Origin of the sequence: Thauera sp. 2A1 (assembly GCF_009469595.2) — a bacterium.
GTDB lineage: Bacteria > Pseudomonadota > Gammaproteobacteria > Burkholderiales > Rhodocyclaceae > Thauera.
In genome coordinates this window covers 21,836-38,827 of sequence record NZ_SSXV01000005.1, presented here as the reverse complement: position 1 = coordinate 38,827, position 16,992 = coordinate 21,836, and the positions used below count along the sequence as shown (strand labels likewise).

Genomic DNA, 16,992 nt, shown 5'->3' with positions numbered 1-16,992 from the left:
AGAACACTCGGGTGATATTGGAAAATGCAGAAAGAAGATGAAGTTCGGAAATTCTTAAACGAACCTCGGCTGTTAGCGGGTTTGCTAGATGATATAGCACATAGCGTGGGCATCTTTCAGGATGATATGGATGATGCCGAGAAGCAAGCGCAGCTTAGGGAGATCATTAAGACGATTGCGCGGCTTCAGAGTCAGGGTGTGACAATTCCTGAGTCGTTGATTTACGAGCGAGATCGCCTGCGAAGGGAGATTGAGGTTCCGGTAGAAGCTGCGGAAACAATTGAGCCAGTTGTTCATGATCTATTGGAGACTATTGAAAGAATAGTCGAAAGGCTTCCAAGGACTGCTACTCCAAAGTCCTCGGGGCTATTTCAAAGGGTGGCAAGGGGGAAGGCGAGGCTTCAAGGGCTATCTCAGGATAGTCCTCTATCCTTTGTTCTTGCGCCCCGTGAATCAAGAAAACTTACCGGTATGAATCAAAAGGACTTCTGGGGACGTTTTGGAGTCACTCAGTCCGGAGGTAGTAGATATGAGGGAGGGAGGGAAATAGGAGGGCCAACTCAGATTCTCATGATGCTGTATGCAAGCAATAGGATTAATGATGAAGATCTTGCGGAGGCTCGTGCTGCACTGGGTTCCACCTATAGGCAGAGTTCTGAGTAGCCGGAACCAACTCTGGTGAAGGGATGACTCGTGCCAGATACCCCGCCACCTACCCCTACCGTATGGCCATGAAGAATGACAAAGACGTCTGCTGCGTATAGAAAGAAGCTCATCGAAGTCGCCCTCCCGCTGGAAGCCATCAACAAGGCTGCTGCCCGTGAAAAGTCCATCCGCCACGGTCACCCGTCCACCCTCCACCTATGGTGGGCGAGGCGACCGCTAGCGGCTGCGCGTGCGGTGATCTTCGCGCAGATGGTGGATGACCCCTCGGCGCATCCAGACCTCTTCCCGACTGAAAAAAAACAGGAGAAAGAACGTAAGCGCCTGTTCAAGATCATCGAGGAACTTGTCCGCTGGGAGAACACGAACAACGAAGAGGTGCTGCAGGCCGCACGCGACGAGATCTGGCAGAGCTGGCGCCATGCCTGCGCGGCCAATGCGGATCATCCTCGGGCGAAAGAACTCTTCGACCGCCACACGCTGCCGGCCTTCCACGATCCCTTTGCGGGTGGAGGTGCATTGCCCCTGGAAGCGCAGCGGCTGGGATTGGAAAGCTGCGCCAGCGACCTCAACCCGGTGGCCGTGTTGATCAACAAGGCCATGATCGAGATCCCCCCGCGCTTCGCTGGCAAGCCGCCCGTCAATCCTATGGTGACAGAGCAAGGCGGGCTGTTCGAGCGCGAGTGGAAGGGTGCTCAGGGCCTGGCCGAGGACGTGCGCTATTACGGTCAGTGGATGCGGGACGAAGCCGAGAAGCGGATCGGCCACCTTTACCCCAAGATGGAGGTGACCGCCGAGATGGTCGAGGAGCGCCCCGACCTTGGTCCCTACGTCGGTGAGAAGCTGACCGTGATTGCCTGGCTCTGGGCCCGCACGGTCAAGAGTCCTAACCCTGCCTTCGCCAATGTGGACGTCCCGCTCGCCTCGACGTTTATGCTCTCGACCAAGCCTGGAAAGGAGGCCTATGTCGAGCCATTAATTGAGAATGGCAGCTACCGATTTACCGTGAAGACGGGCAAGCCGGTGAATGCAGTAGCGGCGAAAAATGGGACCAAGCTTTCGCGCGGTGCCAATTTCAAATGCTTGATCTCTGAAGCGCCGATACTTGGGGACTACATCAAGGCTGAGGGAAGGGCAGGCCGTATTGGTGCGCGACTGATGGCAATTGTTGCAGAAGGTGTTCGTGGCCGCGTTTACCTCGAACCAACTGCGGAACATGAGGCCGCAGCGCATGCGACCAGTCCGGAATGGCGGCCGGACTCGCCGTTGCCTGACGACCCTCGTAACTTCTGGACTGTGCAATATGGCTTTACCAGGCTCGGGGACCTCTTTACTGACCGCCAACTTGTTGCGCTGACGACTTTCTCTAAACTGGTTGGCGATGTCCGTGAACGAATCCAACGGGATGCCGTCTCTTCTGGACTAATACGTGACGGACGGGGTTTAGAACAAGATGGTTTAGGTGCAACCGCTTATGCCGAAGCGGTCAGTCTTTATTTAGCCTTTGCGCTCGATCGTACGGTCGATCGTGGTTCGACAGTGTGTTCTTGGGATAACAGCCCGAAGATGGAGGCGCTTCGCAACACATTTGGGCGTCAGGCAATTCCAATGGTTTGGGATTTCGCGGAGGGGAATCCATTCTCTGGGTCAAGTGGTAACTGGCTGAACAACGTTGAATGGAGTTCGAAGGCTGTCGAGCTTTTGCCCGGAACTAGCGGTGGCCACGCTCTACAGTTGGATGCGACCTGCCAATCTATTAGTACAGGTAAGGTAGTCTCCACAGACCCACCATATTACGACAACATAGGCTATGCAGACCTGTCCGATTTTTTTTATGTGTGGCTGCGTCGCACGCTGCGCGCCGTGTTCCCGGGTTTATTCGCAACGATAACGGTACCAAAGGCGGAGGAGCTGGTTGCGAGTCCGTACCGACATGGCAGCAAGGATCACGCCGAGCAGTTTTTCCTCCGTGGCATGACGCACGCGATGCATCGAATCGCGCAGCAGTCACATCCAGCCTACCCTGTCACTATCTACTACGCGTTCAAGCAGTCTGAGAGCGATGGGAGTGATGGCACGACAAACACGGGGTGGGACACCTTCCTCGCCGCCGTGATCGAGGCGGGCTTTGCGATCAGCGGCACCTGGCCGATGCGAACGGAGCTCGCGAATCGAATGATTGGCTCGGGTGCGAATGCACTCGCTTCCAGTATTGTGTTGGTGTGCCGTTCCCGTCAGATTGACGCACGAACGGCTACGCGTCGCGAGTTCGTTGCGGCCCTGAAAGCCGAGTTACCGGATGCGTTGCGCCACCTTCAGGCAGGGAATATTGCGCCTGTCGACCTCGCGCAGGCCGCGATTGGTCCGGGCATGGCCGTATACACCCGCTATGCTCGGGTGCTCGACGCTGAAGGTCAGCCGCTGACAGTCCGTTCTGCATTGGCCTTGATCAACCAGGTTCTGGACGAGGCGCTGGCCGAGCAGGAGGGTGATTTCGACGCAGATAGCCGCTGGGCGTTGGCGTGGTTCGAGCAACTCGGTTTGGATGAGGGCGAGTTCGGTCTTGCCGAGCAGCTGTCCAAAGCGAAGAACACGGCGGTCAGTGGTCTGGTTGAGGCGGGCATTGCTGTCGCTGCGAAGGGCAAGGTGCGACTGCTGAAGCCGGGCGAACTGCCTCCAAACTGGGATCCGGTGAGCGACGAACGCCTGACCGTCTGGGAGATGGTTCATCAGCTCGTACGCGTGCTCGAAGCGTATGGCGAGGGTGCGGCGGCCACGCTGGTCGCAAAGTTGGGTAGCCAGGCTGAAACCGCACGTGAGCTGTGCTATCGGCTCTATACGATCTGCGAACGAAAGCGGCGTACCCAGGAAGCCATCTCGTACAACGGGCTGGTACAGAGCTGGCCCGAGATCCAGCGGTTGGCGCATGAGATTCCGGTTGCCGAGATCGCCACGCGCCCGGGCGAGCTTTTTTGACCGAGGCATTGGGATGACTCGCAGGCAGAGATTGCAACGCTTCGGTGGCGCTGACTATCGTGTGGTGAGGCTGGGGCGTGATTGCGGTCGATGATTTGCTGGATGGCAAGTATCGCGTTCTCTGCCGGCTTGGAAGCGGGGGCTTTGGCGAAGTGTTTCTTGCCGAGGACGAAGTCATCCCGGGGCGTCGGGTTGCGATCAAGATGCTCAGCCGCAACGATCCGGACGATCATGACGATCTGATCTGGGAGATGCAGACGCTTGCGCGCTTTCAGCATGCGGGCGTCGTCGCGTTTCATCACCACTTCGAACGCGATGGCCGGCTGTTTCTCGTCATGGAACACTGCGCGGGCGGTAGCCTGCATCTGCGTCTCAATGGTGAGCGGCACTTCTCCAACGAGGATGTCGTTCGGTGGGTGCTGGACCTCTGCGATACGCTGGCTTTTGTGCACGACAGGGGCATCGTTCACCATGATGTGAAGCCTGCGAATGTGCTTTTTGACGGCGAAGGGCGCATCAAGCTCGGCGACTTCGGTGTCGCAAACCGGGCGACCGGGACGCTGCTCTACATGGCGCCTGAGATGCTGTTGGGCGAGCGGGTGCACAGTAGCGATCCGAGGGTGGATGTTTATGCGCTCGGACTCACGATGCAGGAGGCGCTGACCGGAAGGCATCCGTTCGAGGATCTCTCTGCTCGTGCGGCGTTGGAAGCGAGGCTAGCACACGATTTTGTGCCCGAGTCTCTGCCACGTTGGCAGCAGGAGGTGCTGCTGAAGGCGACGCATCCGACGCCGGAGATGCGCTTCCAGACGGCGACAGAATTTGCCGAGGCCATCCGTGGCAAGCACGTCCCTTATGTAGTCGATGCGAAGCGCATCAAGGCGCATGCCCTGGCGGAAAAGGCAGAGAACCTGCTTGCCAGGAAGAAGTGGAAGCAGGCTGAGCGTGCGATCAATCAGGCATTGCACCTGAGCCCGAAGTGCCACTCGGCGATTCTTGCCGCAGCGCGCTTCAATCTGCAGATCAGGCGTGTCCGTGAGGCCCGGCGGCACTTCTCGGAAGCCCTGGCCATCAACCCGCGGACACCGGTTCAGAAGGAACTCGCCCGCCTGAACATCGAGGAGGGTCGGATTTCGGGCGCAATCTCCCTGCTGACCGATCACCTCGACCGCAGTGCCGCCGACTACGAGGCCTATAACCTTCTGCTGCAGTGCTACTTCCTTACCGATCGGTTCGAAGCTGGGGAGGATCTCGCACGGACGATGATGAACGAACGAGCCCCTGGGGATTGCTTCAGGAACAACCGGTTCCTGTGCCGGCTGCTCAACGGCGGCTATAGCCCGCGTGAGCTCGAAGATATCGACGAGAGCAACATCGTCAATCCGTTCATCGCCTACAACCTGACCGTCGCTCGCGAGAAGCCTCGTTCATGGGCTGCGGAGGATGGCCCCTCACTCAAATCGAAGCTGCTGTTTCAGGACTACCGGTTCGATCTCTCCAAGGCGTCGGCGAAGCCGAATGGGATCGTCCTTCGTCGGACATCCGGCGACGTGCTCGAGTCGTCGGAGCCGATCATTTCGATCGGGTTTCTGCATGCAAATGCGCTTAAGATTCAGGCCCAGTCGATTAGCCGCCGGCACGCGGTGATCATCAACTACCCATCGGACGTCTGGCTTTGCGATCTGGGAAGTACCTTCGGGAGCTGGCTGGACGGGCAGCCGGTGGAGGGGCGGATATTTCTCGACGGCGTCCACGATCTCACGCTTGGCGAGGAGACCGTGCGCATTGCAGCGTCGGACGACTTGCTTCTGTGATGTTGGAGGCGATCAACGGCTAGTCGAGTCGAAGAGCGATGATCGTGGAATGAAAAAGAGACCAAAGACATGGCAATGACCAACCAGGAGCGGGTGGGTAAGGCGCTCGATCTGCTGAAAGCCGGACTTGCTCCCTTTGTGGATCGCGAGACGACACTGGCTGTCAAGGAGGGCCGTGGGCTCGCTACTCTGCGCAGCTTTGCCGAGGATCCCCTCACCAAGGACAAGTCCATTCGCGATTGGGACGCAGCCAGCCTGCTCAAGCTGATGTGGGAGACCTGGAACGAGGTGTTTCGCCAGACCTTGGGCCCGGCGGAGCGCGGACTGGTCGGGGAGCTCCGTGGGTACCGCAACCGTTGGGCTCATCAAGATCCATTCTCGAGCGACGATACCGATCGGGCACTCGATTCGATCGCGCGACTGCTGACTGCAGTGTCTGCGTCGCAGGCCGACGAAGTGGGCCGCATGAAGATGGAACTGCGTCGTCTCATCTTCGACGAGCAGATGCGCAACGAAAAGCGCAAGACGGTGGGCACGGCCATCCAGACGCAGGCCAGCGGCACCTTGAAGCCCTGGCGCGAGGTGGTGAGCCCGCACCGCGACGTCGCCAGTGGCCGCTATCAGCAGGCGGAGTTTGCTGCGGACCTGTGGCAGGTGCATCTGAACGAAGGCTCGGATGAATACCGCAACCCGGCCGAGTTCTTCCGTCGCACCTTCCTGACCGAGAGCCTGAAGCAGCTCCTGAAGGGGGCAATGCTTCGCGTTACGGGCGACGGCGGCGACCCTGTCGTGCAACTGCAGACGAACTTCGGGGGCGGCAAGACCCACTCCATGCTCGCCCTGTATCACCTGTTCTCGGGGGTGGCGCCAGCAGAGCTCATGGGCGTTGATGCGCTGCTCAAAGAGGTGGGGGTGAGCCGACTACCTGCCGTGCGTCGTGTGGTGCTGGTCGGCAACAAGATCTCCCCCGGTAATCCATCCGTCAAGCCGGACGGTACGGTGGTCCGTACCCTTTGGGGCGAACTGGCGTGGCAACTCGGTAAGGCGGAGGCCTTTGCAAGGATCGCGGCCGACGATGAACGTGGCACCAGCCCGGGCGATGCGCTGCGCGAGTTGATGAACGAGTATGGCCCTTGCCTGATCCTGATTGACGAGTGGGTGGCGTATGCGCGTCAGCTCCACGATGTGACGGAACTGCCTGGCGGCAATTTCGAAACCCATTTCAGCTTTGCACAAGCGCTGACGGAGTCTGCCAAGCTCGCCAAAAACGCGCTTCTCGTCATTAGCCTGCCCGCTTCGGATACAGCGACGTCACCGCATGCGAGTGGTGATGACGAGGAGGTTGGCGGAGAGCGCGGTCGGGCTGCACTTGCGCGCTTGCGCAACGTTATCGGCCGGGTCGAGTCGTCTTGGGCTCCGGCGAGCACCGAAGAAGGTTTCGAGATCGTGCGCCGACGCCTGTTCGAGCCGCTGATCGAACGAGAGCAATTCATTGCGCGCGATACCGTGGCGCGCGAGTTCTTCGACTTCTATCGCACGCAGCGAGCAGAGTTTCCCCCCGAATGCGTGGACGCGGAGTACGAAACCCGACTGAAGGCAGCGTACCCGATCCACCCCGAAGTATTCGATCGGCTTTATACGGACTGGTCCACGCTGGTGAAATTCCAGCGCACTCGTGGTGTGCTGCGTCTGATGGCAGCCGTGATTCACAGTTTGTGGGAGCGGGGCGACCGCAATCCGCTGATCCTTCCTGCGAACATTCCGATCGATGACCCACGTGTCAGCGACGAGTTGACGCGCTATCTCTCGGATAGCTGGAAGCCGATCCTCGCGAAGGACGTCGATGGTCCGAACGCCCTGCCCCTGCGCATAGACGGCGATGTGCCCAACCTCGGCAAGTTTGCGGCGACTCGGCGCGTTGCGCGGACCATTTACTTGGGTTCGGCTCCTACCGCGGGCGCCTCGAACCGCGGGCTTGAGGATCGGCGCGTGAAACTGGGCTGCGTGATGCCGGGTGAGTCGCCAGCGGTGTTTGGCGATGCGCTGCGCCGTCTTACGTCCGCAGCCACATACCTCTACACCGATGGGCCGAGGTACTGGTACGACACCCAACCGACCGTCACCAAGCTCGCGGACGACCGTGCCGAGCAGCTCAAGCGCGATCCGGACGCGGTCCATCATGAGCTGGAACTGCGGCTGCGGCGGGATATCGAGCATCGCGGTGAGTTTAGCCGGGTCCATCCAATCCCAGGTTCAGGTAGCGACGTCCCCGACGACACGGAGGCCAAGCTGGTTCTGCTTGGGCCCGAATGTGCCTATAGCAAAGATCCTCGCTGCGGTGCACTGACGGCGGCCAAGGCGATTCTCGAGTCGCGGGGCAACGCCCCCCGACTTTACCGTAACAGCCTCGTCTTCCTCGCACCCGACAGCACGCGTCTCCAGGACCTTGACGAAGCCCTGCGTCGCTACCTGGCTTGGAGTTCGATCCTCGAAGAGCGGGAGCAACTCGATCTTTCTCCGCATCAGGTCAAGCAGGCGGAAACGCAGCGGCGAGCGGCAGAGGGTGCCGTAGTGGCGCGTCTCCCTGAGGCCTTCCAGTGGCTCTTGGTGCCGGTGCAGCCGAATCCGCAGGCGGCGGTCGAGATTCAGGTCATGAAGCTGAGCGGTCAGGAAGCGCTGGCGGCACGTGCCAGCAAGAAACTCCGCAATGATGATCTGCTCGCGATCAGCTTGGCTGGGACCATGCTGCGTATGGAGATGGACAAGGTGCCGCTCTGGCGCGGCAGCCATGCGTCCGTGAAGCAACTGGCTGACGATTTCGCGCGCTACGTCTATCTGCCTCGTCTGGCCTCCAGCATCGTGCTGTGGAGGGCGATCGAAGATGGTCTGGGTCTGCTCACGTGGGAGACCGATTCGTTCGCCTACGCGGACAGTTTCGACGAAGGCTCTCAGCGCTACCGCGGCCTTCGCAGCGGCCAGCGGTTTGCACTGCAGCCCGACGATGGTGGGCTTCTGGTCAAACCGGATGTCGCAAAACAGCAGATCGCGGCGCAGTATCAACCAACTGTAGGCACTAGCGTCGCCGCTGGAGCCTCAGGAGCAGTGTTCCGGGCGACCGAGCCGATCGCCCAGCCTCCAGGCGGCAGTGGCACGAGCACGACCGCGGCAGGGTACTCAGGAACCGCGGCTGCAGCGCTCCCGAGGCGTTTCCACGGTTCGGTCGCGCTCGACGCGACGAGACTTGGGCGTGACGCCGGGCGAATCGCAGAGGAGGTGATCGCTCATCTGCTCGGCCTTGAGGGCGCGAATGTGCGTGTCACCCTTGAGATCGAGGCTTCGTTGCCGAATGGGGTGTCGGATCAAGTTGTGCGGATTGTCACCGAGAACGCGAGGACGCTGCGTTTTGACGCGCAGGGGTTTGAGCGGGACTGAGTGCTTATCGAGGAGGGAGTGATGATTTTCGATGCCCTGACCAACGCCTTGTATGACGACAGCGGGGCCTTTATCAAGACGGTCTACTGTCCATACGCGATGCGGCCTGAACAGTTGGACCGTTTGGATCACGGGAAGCCCGATAGGTATTGCTCGATATGCGAAACTACGGTTCGTTGTATCGATGACATGTCGGACGAGCAGTTGAGGAGTGCTCTCACCAAAAATCCGCGACTGTGTATATTTGCGACACCCACAGCTCGGCGTCTTGTTTACCTGCGGACACCTGGTATCCATGAGGGGAATCCGGAGCAACTGCCGGTCGTGCTGACTGCTCGAAGCCTCCCTACAATGGATTACGCGGCATCGCAGGGGCAACGATTGGTCTTTCGCCGGGTAGGCACCGAGAATGAGTTCGGAGATCGAAAATTTATCGTCTATCGGCACTTGGTGACTGGGCGACTGTGGTGGTCTGGGGATTATCGAGACGGATTTCCCCCCGCCGAAGATCAGCGCGAGATTCAGTCCGACGGGAGGTCACCCTGGGAGCAAGTAGCTGATTGGTTTTGGGTGCGGCCTGACCGACCCTTCCCGCTTGCCGCCTACGTACTTCCAAAAGGCCTGGAGCCGGGTACGCACGTTTTCATTGAGGACGTGATCGAGGACATTCCCTTAGAGATGTGGAACCAGGGCGACAGCGCTCGCATGCTAAGCGGACGCGCCGTTTGGACGGGGGAGGACGTTCAATTGGTCATCCCGCGCACTGTAGGAATTTTAGGTTGAGAACTAGCTGTTGGTCTCTTGCTTGCTGATAAAGGTAAGTTGCACATTAGCATTGCCGCGGAAGAGTCCTGTGCAGCTTGGGTTTGCAATAGTTGCATTTATAGAGAATGTGATAAATAAAAACTAAGAAACGTGACAACGAAACGCAGACAAAATAAACGTAGTGGGCCTGCTGGAAAAGCGCCGAATCAGCGGAAGGCGGAATCAAGTTCGGAGAGATTAAGAAGCTTCGTCCGACAATTTCATGGAGCTGCAGGTGTATTGCGGCGCGTTGTGTGGGGTCACCCAAAGCTCTTCGAGGCGATTTGGGCCTTGCTTATCTCGGCACCGCCAGCGCTGGTGACGCATTATTTCTCTATTGAGAAGTTTGCGACAAGCATCCGTACCAACTGGCCGTTGGTTGCGAGCATGCTAGAGGCAAACCCCGCGCTATCGCTCACGGGAGGATTCTTTTGGACGCTAGGGTTGATCTGGGCGAGGTCGATACTGGCGACTGCGCTTCGTGAGGGGCCACCTGACTGGGAGAGAGCATTTGCGCTAATGGTGACGGAGTTTGATGAGGTTGTTGGTCGGAAGGAGCGTCGCTTCGGGGAGAGGCTCTTACTCTTGAAAGGAGGGAATGGCAAAAATCAAGAGCAGTCACTGCCAGGAAGTATCTTTGGTGCAATTACTCAGCCGCGCGCCCAATTAGATCGTCTGACGCAGGGTGTTTGGCAGTTGTTCTATTCACTCCTTAGCGCCAGTCCGCGGTCGAAGAAAACAGATTTGAGGGCAAATCTTTCCCTTGTTCGCGAGGGTAAGGTTGAGCAGATCGTATGCCACCTTCCTTCAAATTTAGGAGTTCGCACATCCTGCGACGTTCTGAGCCGTCGGGAGTCTGGCATCATGACGGCGGTGAGAACTGGAAGGATTGTAGTGATCGAAAGTACAGCCGAGGAACTCAGGCGGCCCCGTCCCCAGTTTGTCATAGAGGGCAGCGTTGGAGACTATGAGGATGCATCTCTGATTTGCTACCCAGTTCGCCTTGTTGATCCCGACATGTTCTTTGTGGTCTCGCTGCTCTATAGTAAGCCAAGGGGCTTCTTGCGGCGGTACGAGCACGCTTACAGCGAACTTCTTGAGAGTTTTGCTCTCAGAATGAGACTTGAGTACAACCTCATGGCACTCAAGGGCCTAAGCGGCGTTGAGGACGGAGATGGGGGAAGTCGATGACATCAAGGCGACCAAAGTACGAACTAGTTCAGACTTGGATTCTCGATCAACTGTCCAAACAGCAGTCTGTGACCGCGACGCAGGCTGAGCTTGAGCGTGAGGCGCAGCGCATAGAGGCCAAGGCACGGAGGGCATTGAAGGCGCTTCACGCGGTTAGAGATGATGATGCGAGAGACGAAGAGGGTCGCATCTGTCGCTAGTTGGTTCGCTTCTCGTCCCGGCCTACGGTGTCCGAGAACCACGTTTGAGTTCCCTCTAAGCTTCACATTGGTGGCCCACCGCTTCTGCGGTTCGTAAGTCACGCGTGCTGCCAGTCCCTGATCAATCTGAAAAGACACCTTACGTGCCCCGTAGCCTTCTGCTGGGTGTGCAGCGCAGCAGAAGGCGGAGAGACGGCCTAACGCGAGGTCGCAGAGAATGACGTCGTACAGCAGCGCTGGAGCCGGTCCGAGCTGTGGGGGCGACGCGACGTCACTACGAGGTCGCGACTCTTCTTCGGGCCGGTTTCCGCCATGAATGGCCGTCGGCAACGCACCGTCCGTATAGCGTTCGGTGGGGTGTTGTCGCTGCGCTCTCCGGTATAAGGTCTATGAAGATGGGTGCACGCTCGGTATCTACCGCGCGCCCCCCGGCTCCTGTCCGGCAGTAGGTTATTTTCATCGTTCTTGAGAAATCTATTTCACCGATGTGAGAAAAATTTCAGAACGAGTGAGAACCTACACGCCGCTACAACAACTCACACATCAATGTTCTGCGCATACAGCGCATTGCCCTCAATGAACGCCCTTCTTGGCTCGACGTTGTCGCCCATCAGCGTGGTGAAGATCTCGTCGGCGGCGATGGCGTCGTCGATCTGCACGCGCAGTAAGCGGCGCACGGCGGGGTCCATGGTGGTTTCCCACAGTTGCTCGGGGTTCATCTCGCCGAGGCCCTTGTAGCGCTGCTTGGTGAGGCCGCGTTCGACCTCATTGAGCAGCCAGCCGATGGCGTCGGCGAAGCGGGTGACGGGCTGGCGCTTTTCGCCCCGGCGGATTTCGGCGCCGGGGCCGATGAGGCCGGAGATGGCTTCGGCGGCATTGCGGATGCTGCGGTAGTCGCCGGAGACGAGGAAGTCGTGCTCCACCCAGCCGAACTTGCGGTTGCCGTGGTGCATGCGCTCGATGGTGAGGCGCCAGCCTTCGGCTTCTTCATGGAATTCGGCGTAGATCTGCAGGCCTTCGGGTAGATGGGCCTGGATGCGCTCGGCGGAGGAGCGGGCGGCGGCTTCGTCTTCCAGGCTGACTTCGAGGTCGTGCGCGAGCATGACCTGCAGCACTTCGGGGTCGATGTAGCTGGCCAGACGCTTGATGACGGCTTCGGCGAGCAGGTAGCTGCGTGCCAGGCCGCCGAGGGCTTCGTCCACGATGGGCGCGGCGCCGTCGCGCGGGGTCAGGCGGGCGCCGTCGAGCGCGAGCTTGAGCAGGTGGCCGTTGAGCTCGTGGTCGTCCTTGATGTAGATCTCCGTCTTGCCGTGCTTGATCTTGTACAGCGGCGGCTGGGCGATGTAGATGTGGCCGCGCTCGACCAGCTCGGGCATCTGGCGGTAGAAGAAGGTGAGCAGCAGGGTGCGGATGTGGGCGCCGTCGACGTCGGCGTCGGTCATCAGGATGATGCGGTGGTAGCGCAGCTTCTCGGGCTTGTAGTCGTCCTTGCCGATGCTCGTTCCCAGCGCGGTGATCAGGGTGGCGATTTCCTGGCTCTGCAGCAGCTTGTCGAAGCGGGCCTTCTCGACGTTGAGGATCTTGCCCTTGAGCGGCAGGATCGCCTGGAACTTGCGATCGCGACCCTGCTTGGCCGAGCCGCCTGCAGAGTCGCCCTCGACGAGGTAGAGCTCGCACAGCGCGGGGTCCTTCTCCTGGCAGTCGGCGAGCTTGCCGGGCAGGCCGACGCCGTCGAGCACGCCCTTGCGGCGCGTCATCTCGCGCGCCTTGCGGGCGGCGTCGCGGGCGCGGGCGGCTTCGACGATCTTGTTGCAGATGGTGCGGGCGTCGATCGGGTTTTCGAGCAGGAAGTCGCCGAGCTTGCTGGCGACGACTTCTTCCACCGCCGGGCGGGCTTCCGACGAGACCAGCTTCATCTTCGTCTGGCTGGCGAACTTGGGGTCGGGCATCTTGACCGACAACACGCAGGCGAGGCCTTCGCGCATGTCGTCACCGGTGATGTCGACCTTGGCTTTCTTGGCGATCTCGTTTTCTTCGATGTACTTGTTGATGACGCGCGTCATCGCCGCACGCAGGCCGGTGAGGTGGGTGCCGCCGTCGGCCTGCGGGATGTTGTTGGTGTAGCACAGCACCTGTTCCTGGTAGCTGTCGTTCCACTGCATCGCCACTTCCACCGCCAGTTCGGCGTCGTGGCCGTGGCCGGTGGGGATGCGGGTGGTGCCCTGGGCGTAGAACACGTTGGGGTGCAGCACGGTCTTGGCGCGGTTGATGTACTCGACGAAGCCCTTCACGCCGCCGGCGAAGGCGAAGTCCTCTTCCTTGCCGGTGCGCTGGTCGACGAGGCGGATCTTGACGCCGTTGTTGAGGAACGAGAGCTCGCGCAGCCGCTTGGCGAGGATGTCGTAGTGGTACTCGATGGTGCCGAAGATCTCGTCGTCGGCCAGGTAATGCACCTTGGTGCCGCGCTTGGTGGTCTCGCCGATGACGCGCGCCGGGCTGACCTCGACGCCGTCGACGACCTCGATGACGCGGTTCTGCGGCTTGCCGCGTTCGAATTCGAGCAGGTGGCGCTTGCCGTCGCGGGCGACGGTGACGTGCATCCACTTCGACAGCGCGTTGACGCAGGACACGCCCACGCCGTGCAGGCCACCGGACACCTTGTAGCTGTTCTGGTTGAACTTGCCGCCGGCGTGCAGCACGCACATGACGATCTCGGCCGCGCTGCGCTTGGGCTCGTGCTTGTCGTCCATCTTCACGCCGACCGGAATGCCGCGGCCGTTGTCGGAGACCGAGATGGAGTTGTCGGCGTGGATGGTGATGACGATGTCGTCGCAGTGGCCGGCCAGCGCCTCGTCGATCGAGTTGTCCACGACCTCGAAAACCATGTGGTGCAGGCCGGTGCCGTCGGAGGTGTCGCCGATGTACATGCCGGGGCGCTTGCGCACCGCCTCCAGCCCTTCGAGCTGCTGGATGCTGGATTCGTCGTAGTCTTCGTGCGCCTTGGCGGATGCGGTGGGCTGGTCTTGCGGTTCGGACATGGTCATCTCGGTGATTCGTAAAGAACGGGTGCTGCGGTGAAGCGGCTGCTTAGATACGCATCGGCATCACGACATACTTGAACTTGTCGTTGCCCGGCAGCGTGATCAGCGCGCTGGAGTTGCCGTCGTTGAAGCGCCAGTCGACGGTGTCGGAGCTCAGGTTGTTGAGCACGTCGAGCAGGTAGGTGACGTTGAAGCCGATGTCGAGCTTGTCGCCCTGGTAGTCGATCTCGAGTTCGTCCTGCGCCTCTTCCTGCTCGGCGTTGGTGGAGACGATCTTGAGGATGCCGTCTTCGAGCACCATGCGCACGCCGCGGAACTTCTCGTTGGTGAGGATCGCGGCGCGCTGCAGGGAAGCGAGCAGCGGCTGGCGGTTGAAGGTGACGAGCTTGGGATGCGCCTGCGGGATGACGCGCTCGTAGTCGGGGAACTTGCCGTCGATGAGCTTGGTGACGAGCTCGATCGGGCCGAAGCGGAACACCGCCTGGTTGCCGGCGAGCAGGATCTCCAGCGGGTCGTCGCTGTCGGCGAGCTGGCGCGCGAGTTCGAGCACTGTCTTGCGCGGCAGGATGGCTTCGGTGCGCGCGGCGACTGGCGCGTCGAGGTCGGCCGCGGCATAGGCGAGGCGGTGGCCGTCGGTGGCGACCATGCGCAGCTCGCCGCCGTCGGCGATGATCAGCAGGCCGTTGAGGTAGTAGCGGATGTCCTGCTGCGCCATCGAGTACGACACCTGTGCGAGCTGGCGCTTGAAGGCGCGCTGGCTGATGGTGAGGCGCGCGGCGTCGCTGTCGGGCAGGTTCATGCGCGGGTAGTCGGCGGCGGGCAGGGTCTGCAACTGGAAGCGGCTGCGGCCGGCCTTCACCGTGAGGCGCTTGTCGTCGAGCGTGAGGCTGATGTCGCCGCTGTCGGGCAGGGCGCGCAGGATGTCCTGCAGCTTGCGCGCGCCGACGGTGATGGAGGCATCCTCGCCGCCGATGTGGCCGCCGGTGATGGTGCGGATCTGGATCTCGATGTCGGTGGCCAGCATCGTGAGCTGGTCGCCGTGCTTCTCGATCAGCACGTTGGACAGGATCGGCAGCGTGTGGCGCTTTTCGACGATGCCGGCAACCGACTGCAGCGGGGCCAGGAGCGCATCGCGGGTGGTGGTGAGCAGAAGCATGGCGTCGGATCAGGTCTGTGGGTTGATCGGAAGAGGTTTCAGGATGCTCAGCCCCGCAGGACCTGGGTGAGCACGTGCACGTCGTGGTTGAGCTGCGCATCGCCAAGCCGCAGCTCGGTGATGGTGCGGCAGGCATGCAGCACGGTGGTGTGGTCGCGGCCGCCGAAGGCTTCGCCGATCGCCGGCAGCGACATCGGGGTGAGCTCCTTGGCCAGCCACATCGCCACCTGGCGCGGGCGCGCGATGACGCGGGTGCGCTTCTTGGAGTGCATGTCGGCGACCTTGATCTTGTAGTAGTCGGCGACCGTCTTCTGGATGTGCTCGATGGAGAGCTGGCGGTTGTGCGCGTGCAGCAGGTCCTTGAGCGCGTCCTTGGCCACTTCCAGGCCGATCTGGCGGCCGTGGAAGCGGGCATAGGCGACCACCTTGTTGAGCGCGCCTTCGAGTTCGCGCACGTTCGAGCGCAGGTTCTTGGCGATCAGGAAGGCGACGTCGTCGTCGACCGCCACGCGCAGCGCCTCGGCCTTCTTCTTGAGGATGGCGACGCGCATCTCGAGCTCGGGCGGCTCGATCTGCACCGTCAGGCCCCAGTCGAAGCGCGAGATCAGGCGGTCTTCCAGGCCCTGGATGTCCTTGGGGTAGGTGTCGCAGGTGATGACGATCTGCTTGCGCGCTTCGGTGAGGGCGTTGAAGGCGTGGAAGAACTCTTCCTGGGTGCGGTTCTTGTTATTGAAGAACTGGATGTCGTCGATGATCAGCATGTCGAGCGAGCGGTAGTAGCGCTTGAACGCATCGAAGCTTTTCTGCTGATAGGCGCGCACGACGTCGGCGTAGTAGTCCTCGACGTGTACATAGCGGATCACCGCGCGCGGGTTGTGGCGGAACACCGCGTTGCCGATGGCGTGCACCAGGTGGGTTTTGCCCAGGCCGACGCCGCCGTAGATGAACAGCGGGTTGTAGGACGTGCCCGGGTTCTGCGCCACCTGCATGGCGGCGGCGCGCGCAAGGTCGTTGGCACGGCCGGTGACCAGGGTGTCGAAGGTGAAGTCGGGGTTGAGGCGGGTTTTGTCGTAGGCGATGTCGAGCGCGGACGTGGGCGCAGAAGCCGGCTCAGGTTCGGCGCGCGGCACGATGACGGCAGGCGCGGCCTTGCGTGCGGGAGGTGCTTCGGGAGGCGTTGCGACGGCAGCTTCGGTGGCGGCCGAGGATTCGCTGCGGTTGGTCGTGGCTCCTTCGGTCACGGCCCGTGCCGCCGTGCCGGTTGCCGGCGCGACGGTGCGCGCGGCACCGCCGGCGGGCAGTTGCAGCTCGACCGCGAGCGGTCCGGCGTGGAACTCGTCGGCCAGTTCGGTGATGCGTCGCAGGTAACGCTCGCGCACCCACTGCAGCACGAAGCGGTTGGGCGCGTACAGGTTGAGGACCGCACCGTCGGCGCGCTCGGCGATTTCGGCGCGCAGCGTCTTGATCCAGGTGTTGAACTGCTGCTGGGGCAGTTCCTGTTCAAGGCGCGTCAGGCAGAAAGACCAGAATTCTTGGATCACGGAGCAGCGGTTCGGTTGGGCGACACGCTACCCGCGCCCTGCCGGCGCCCTGAGGCGGCGGCGACGGAGCACTTTCGGCGGTCGGGAGCTTGTCGAAGGTCTCGATTGCCGCCGGCTCCGGGCCTGCGCTGGGCAAGGTCCCAATGAATGAACCGCTCGGCAAGGTGTTGTTCA

Annotated in this window: 9 protein-coding genes; 6 read left to right on the top strand and 3 right to left on the bottom strand. The window is 61.0% G+C overall.

What is annotated here, in order from left to right; genetic code table 11:
* Window positions 1–24 precede the first annotated feature (24 nt).
* The 6 genes from GH664_RS06315 (at window position 25) to GH664_RS06290 (ending at window position 10,880) form a co-directional block, all read left to right on the top strand.
* Window positions 25–663 carry a hypothetical protein gene (locus GH664_RS06315; RefSeq protein ID WP_153167209.1) on the top strand — a complete coding sequence of 213 codons (639 nt, stop codon included), beginning with the start codon at window positions 25–27 and terminating at the stop codon, window positions 661–663.
* A 75-nt stretch (window positions 664–738) separates the two neighbouring features.
* Window positions 739–3,639: a DUF1156 domain-containing protein gene (locus tag GH664_RS06310; protein ID WP_153167208.1), complete on the top strand. Its 2,901-nt coding sequence runs from the start codon at window positions 739–741 to the stop codon at window positions 3,637–3,639.
* Window positions 3,640–3,716: 77 nt separating this feature from the next.
* Entirely contained in the window at window positions 3,717–5,453 is a 1,737-nt protein-coding gene (locus GH664_RS06305; protein ID WP_153167207.1) for an FHA domain-containing serine/threonine-protein kinase, read from the top strand.
* Between the two features lie 69 nt (window positions 5,454–5,522).
* On the top strand, window positions 5,523–8,885 hold the full coding sequence (locus GH664_RS06300; protein ID WP_153167206.1) for a Swt1 family HEPN domain-containing protein: 3,363 nt from the start codon (window positions 5,523–5,525) through the stop codon (window positions 8,883–8,885).
* 21 nt (window positions 8,886–8,906) lie between these two features.
* Window positions 8,907–9,668, top strand: coding sequence for a hypothetical protein (locus GH664_RS06295; protein WP_153167205.1), 762 nt, complete (start codon window positions 8,907–8,909; stop codon window positions 9,666–9,668).
* An 885-nt stretch (window positions 9,669–10,553) separates the two neighbouring features.
* A complete protein-coding gene (locus GH664_RS06290) occupies window positions 10,554–10,880 on the top strand; it encodes a hypothetical protein (RefSeq protein WP_153167204.1) in 327 nt (108 codons plus the stop codon).
* 736 nt (window positions 10,881–11,616) lie between these two features.
* Here GH664_RS06290 and gyrB read toward each other — a convergent pair.
* From gyrB to dnaA, 3 genes are read right to left on the bottom strand one after another with little or no spacing between them, the layout of a single operon-like run.
* Window positions 11,617–14,118 carry a DNA topoisomerase (ATP-hydrolyzing) subunit B gene (gene gyrB / locus GH664_RS06285; protein ID WP_153167203.1) on the bottom strand — a complete coding sequence of 834 codons (2,502 nt, stop codon included), beginning with the start codon at window positions 14,116–14,118 and terminating at the stop codon, window positions 11,617–11,619.
* A gap of 49 nt (window positions 14,119–14,167) precedes the next feature.
* Window positions 14,168–15,277 (bottom strand): DNA polymerase III subunit beta, encoded by a 1,110-nt coding sequence (dnaN, locus tag GH664_RS06280; protein WP_153167202.1) that lies wholly within the window; start codon window positions 15,275–15,277, stop codon window positions 14,168–14,170.
* Between the two features lie 47 nt (window positions 15,278–15,324).
* On the bottom strand, window positions 15,325–16,818 hold the full coding sequence (gene dnaA, locus GH664_RS06275; protein WP_153167201.1) for a chromosomal replication initiator protein DnaA: 1,494 nt from the start codon (window positions 16,816–16,818) through the stop codon (window positions 15,325–15,327).
* Window positions 16,819–16,992 lie beyond the last annotated feature (174 nt).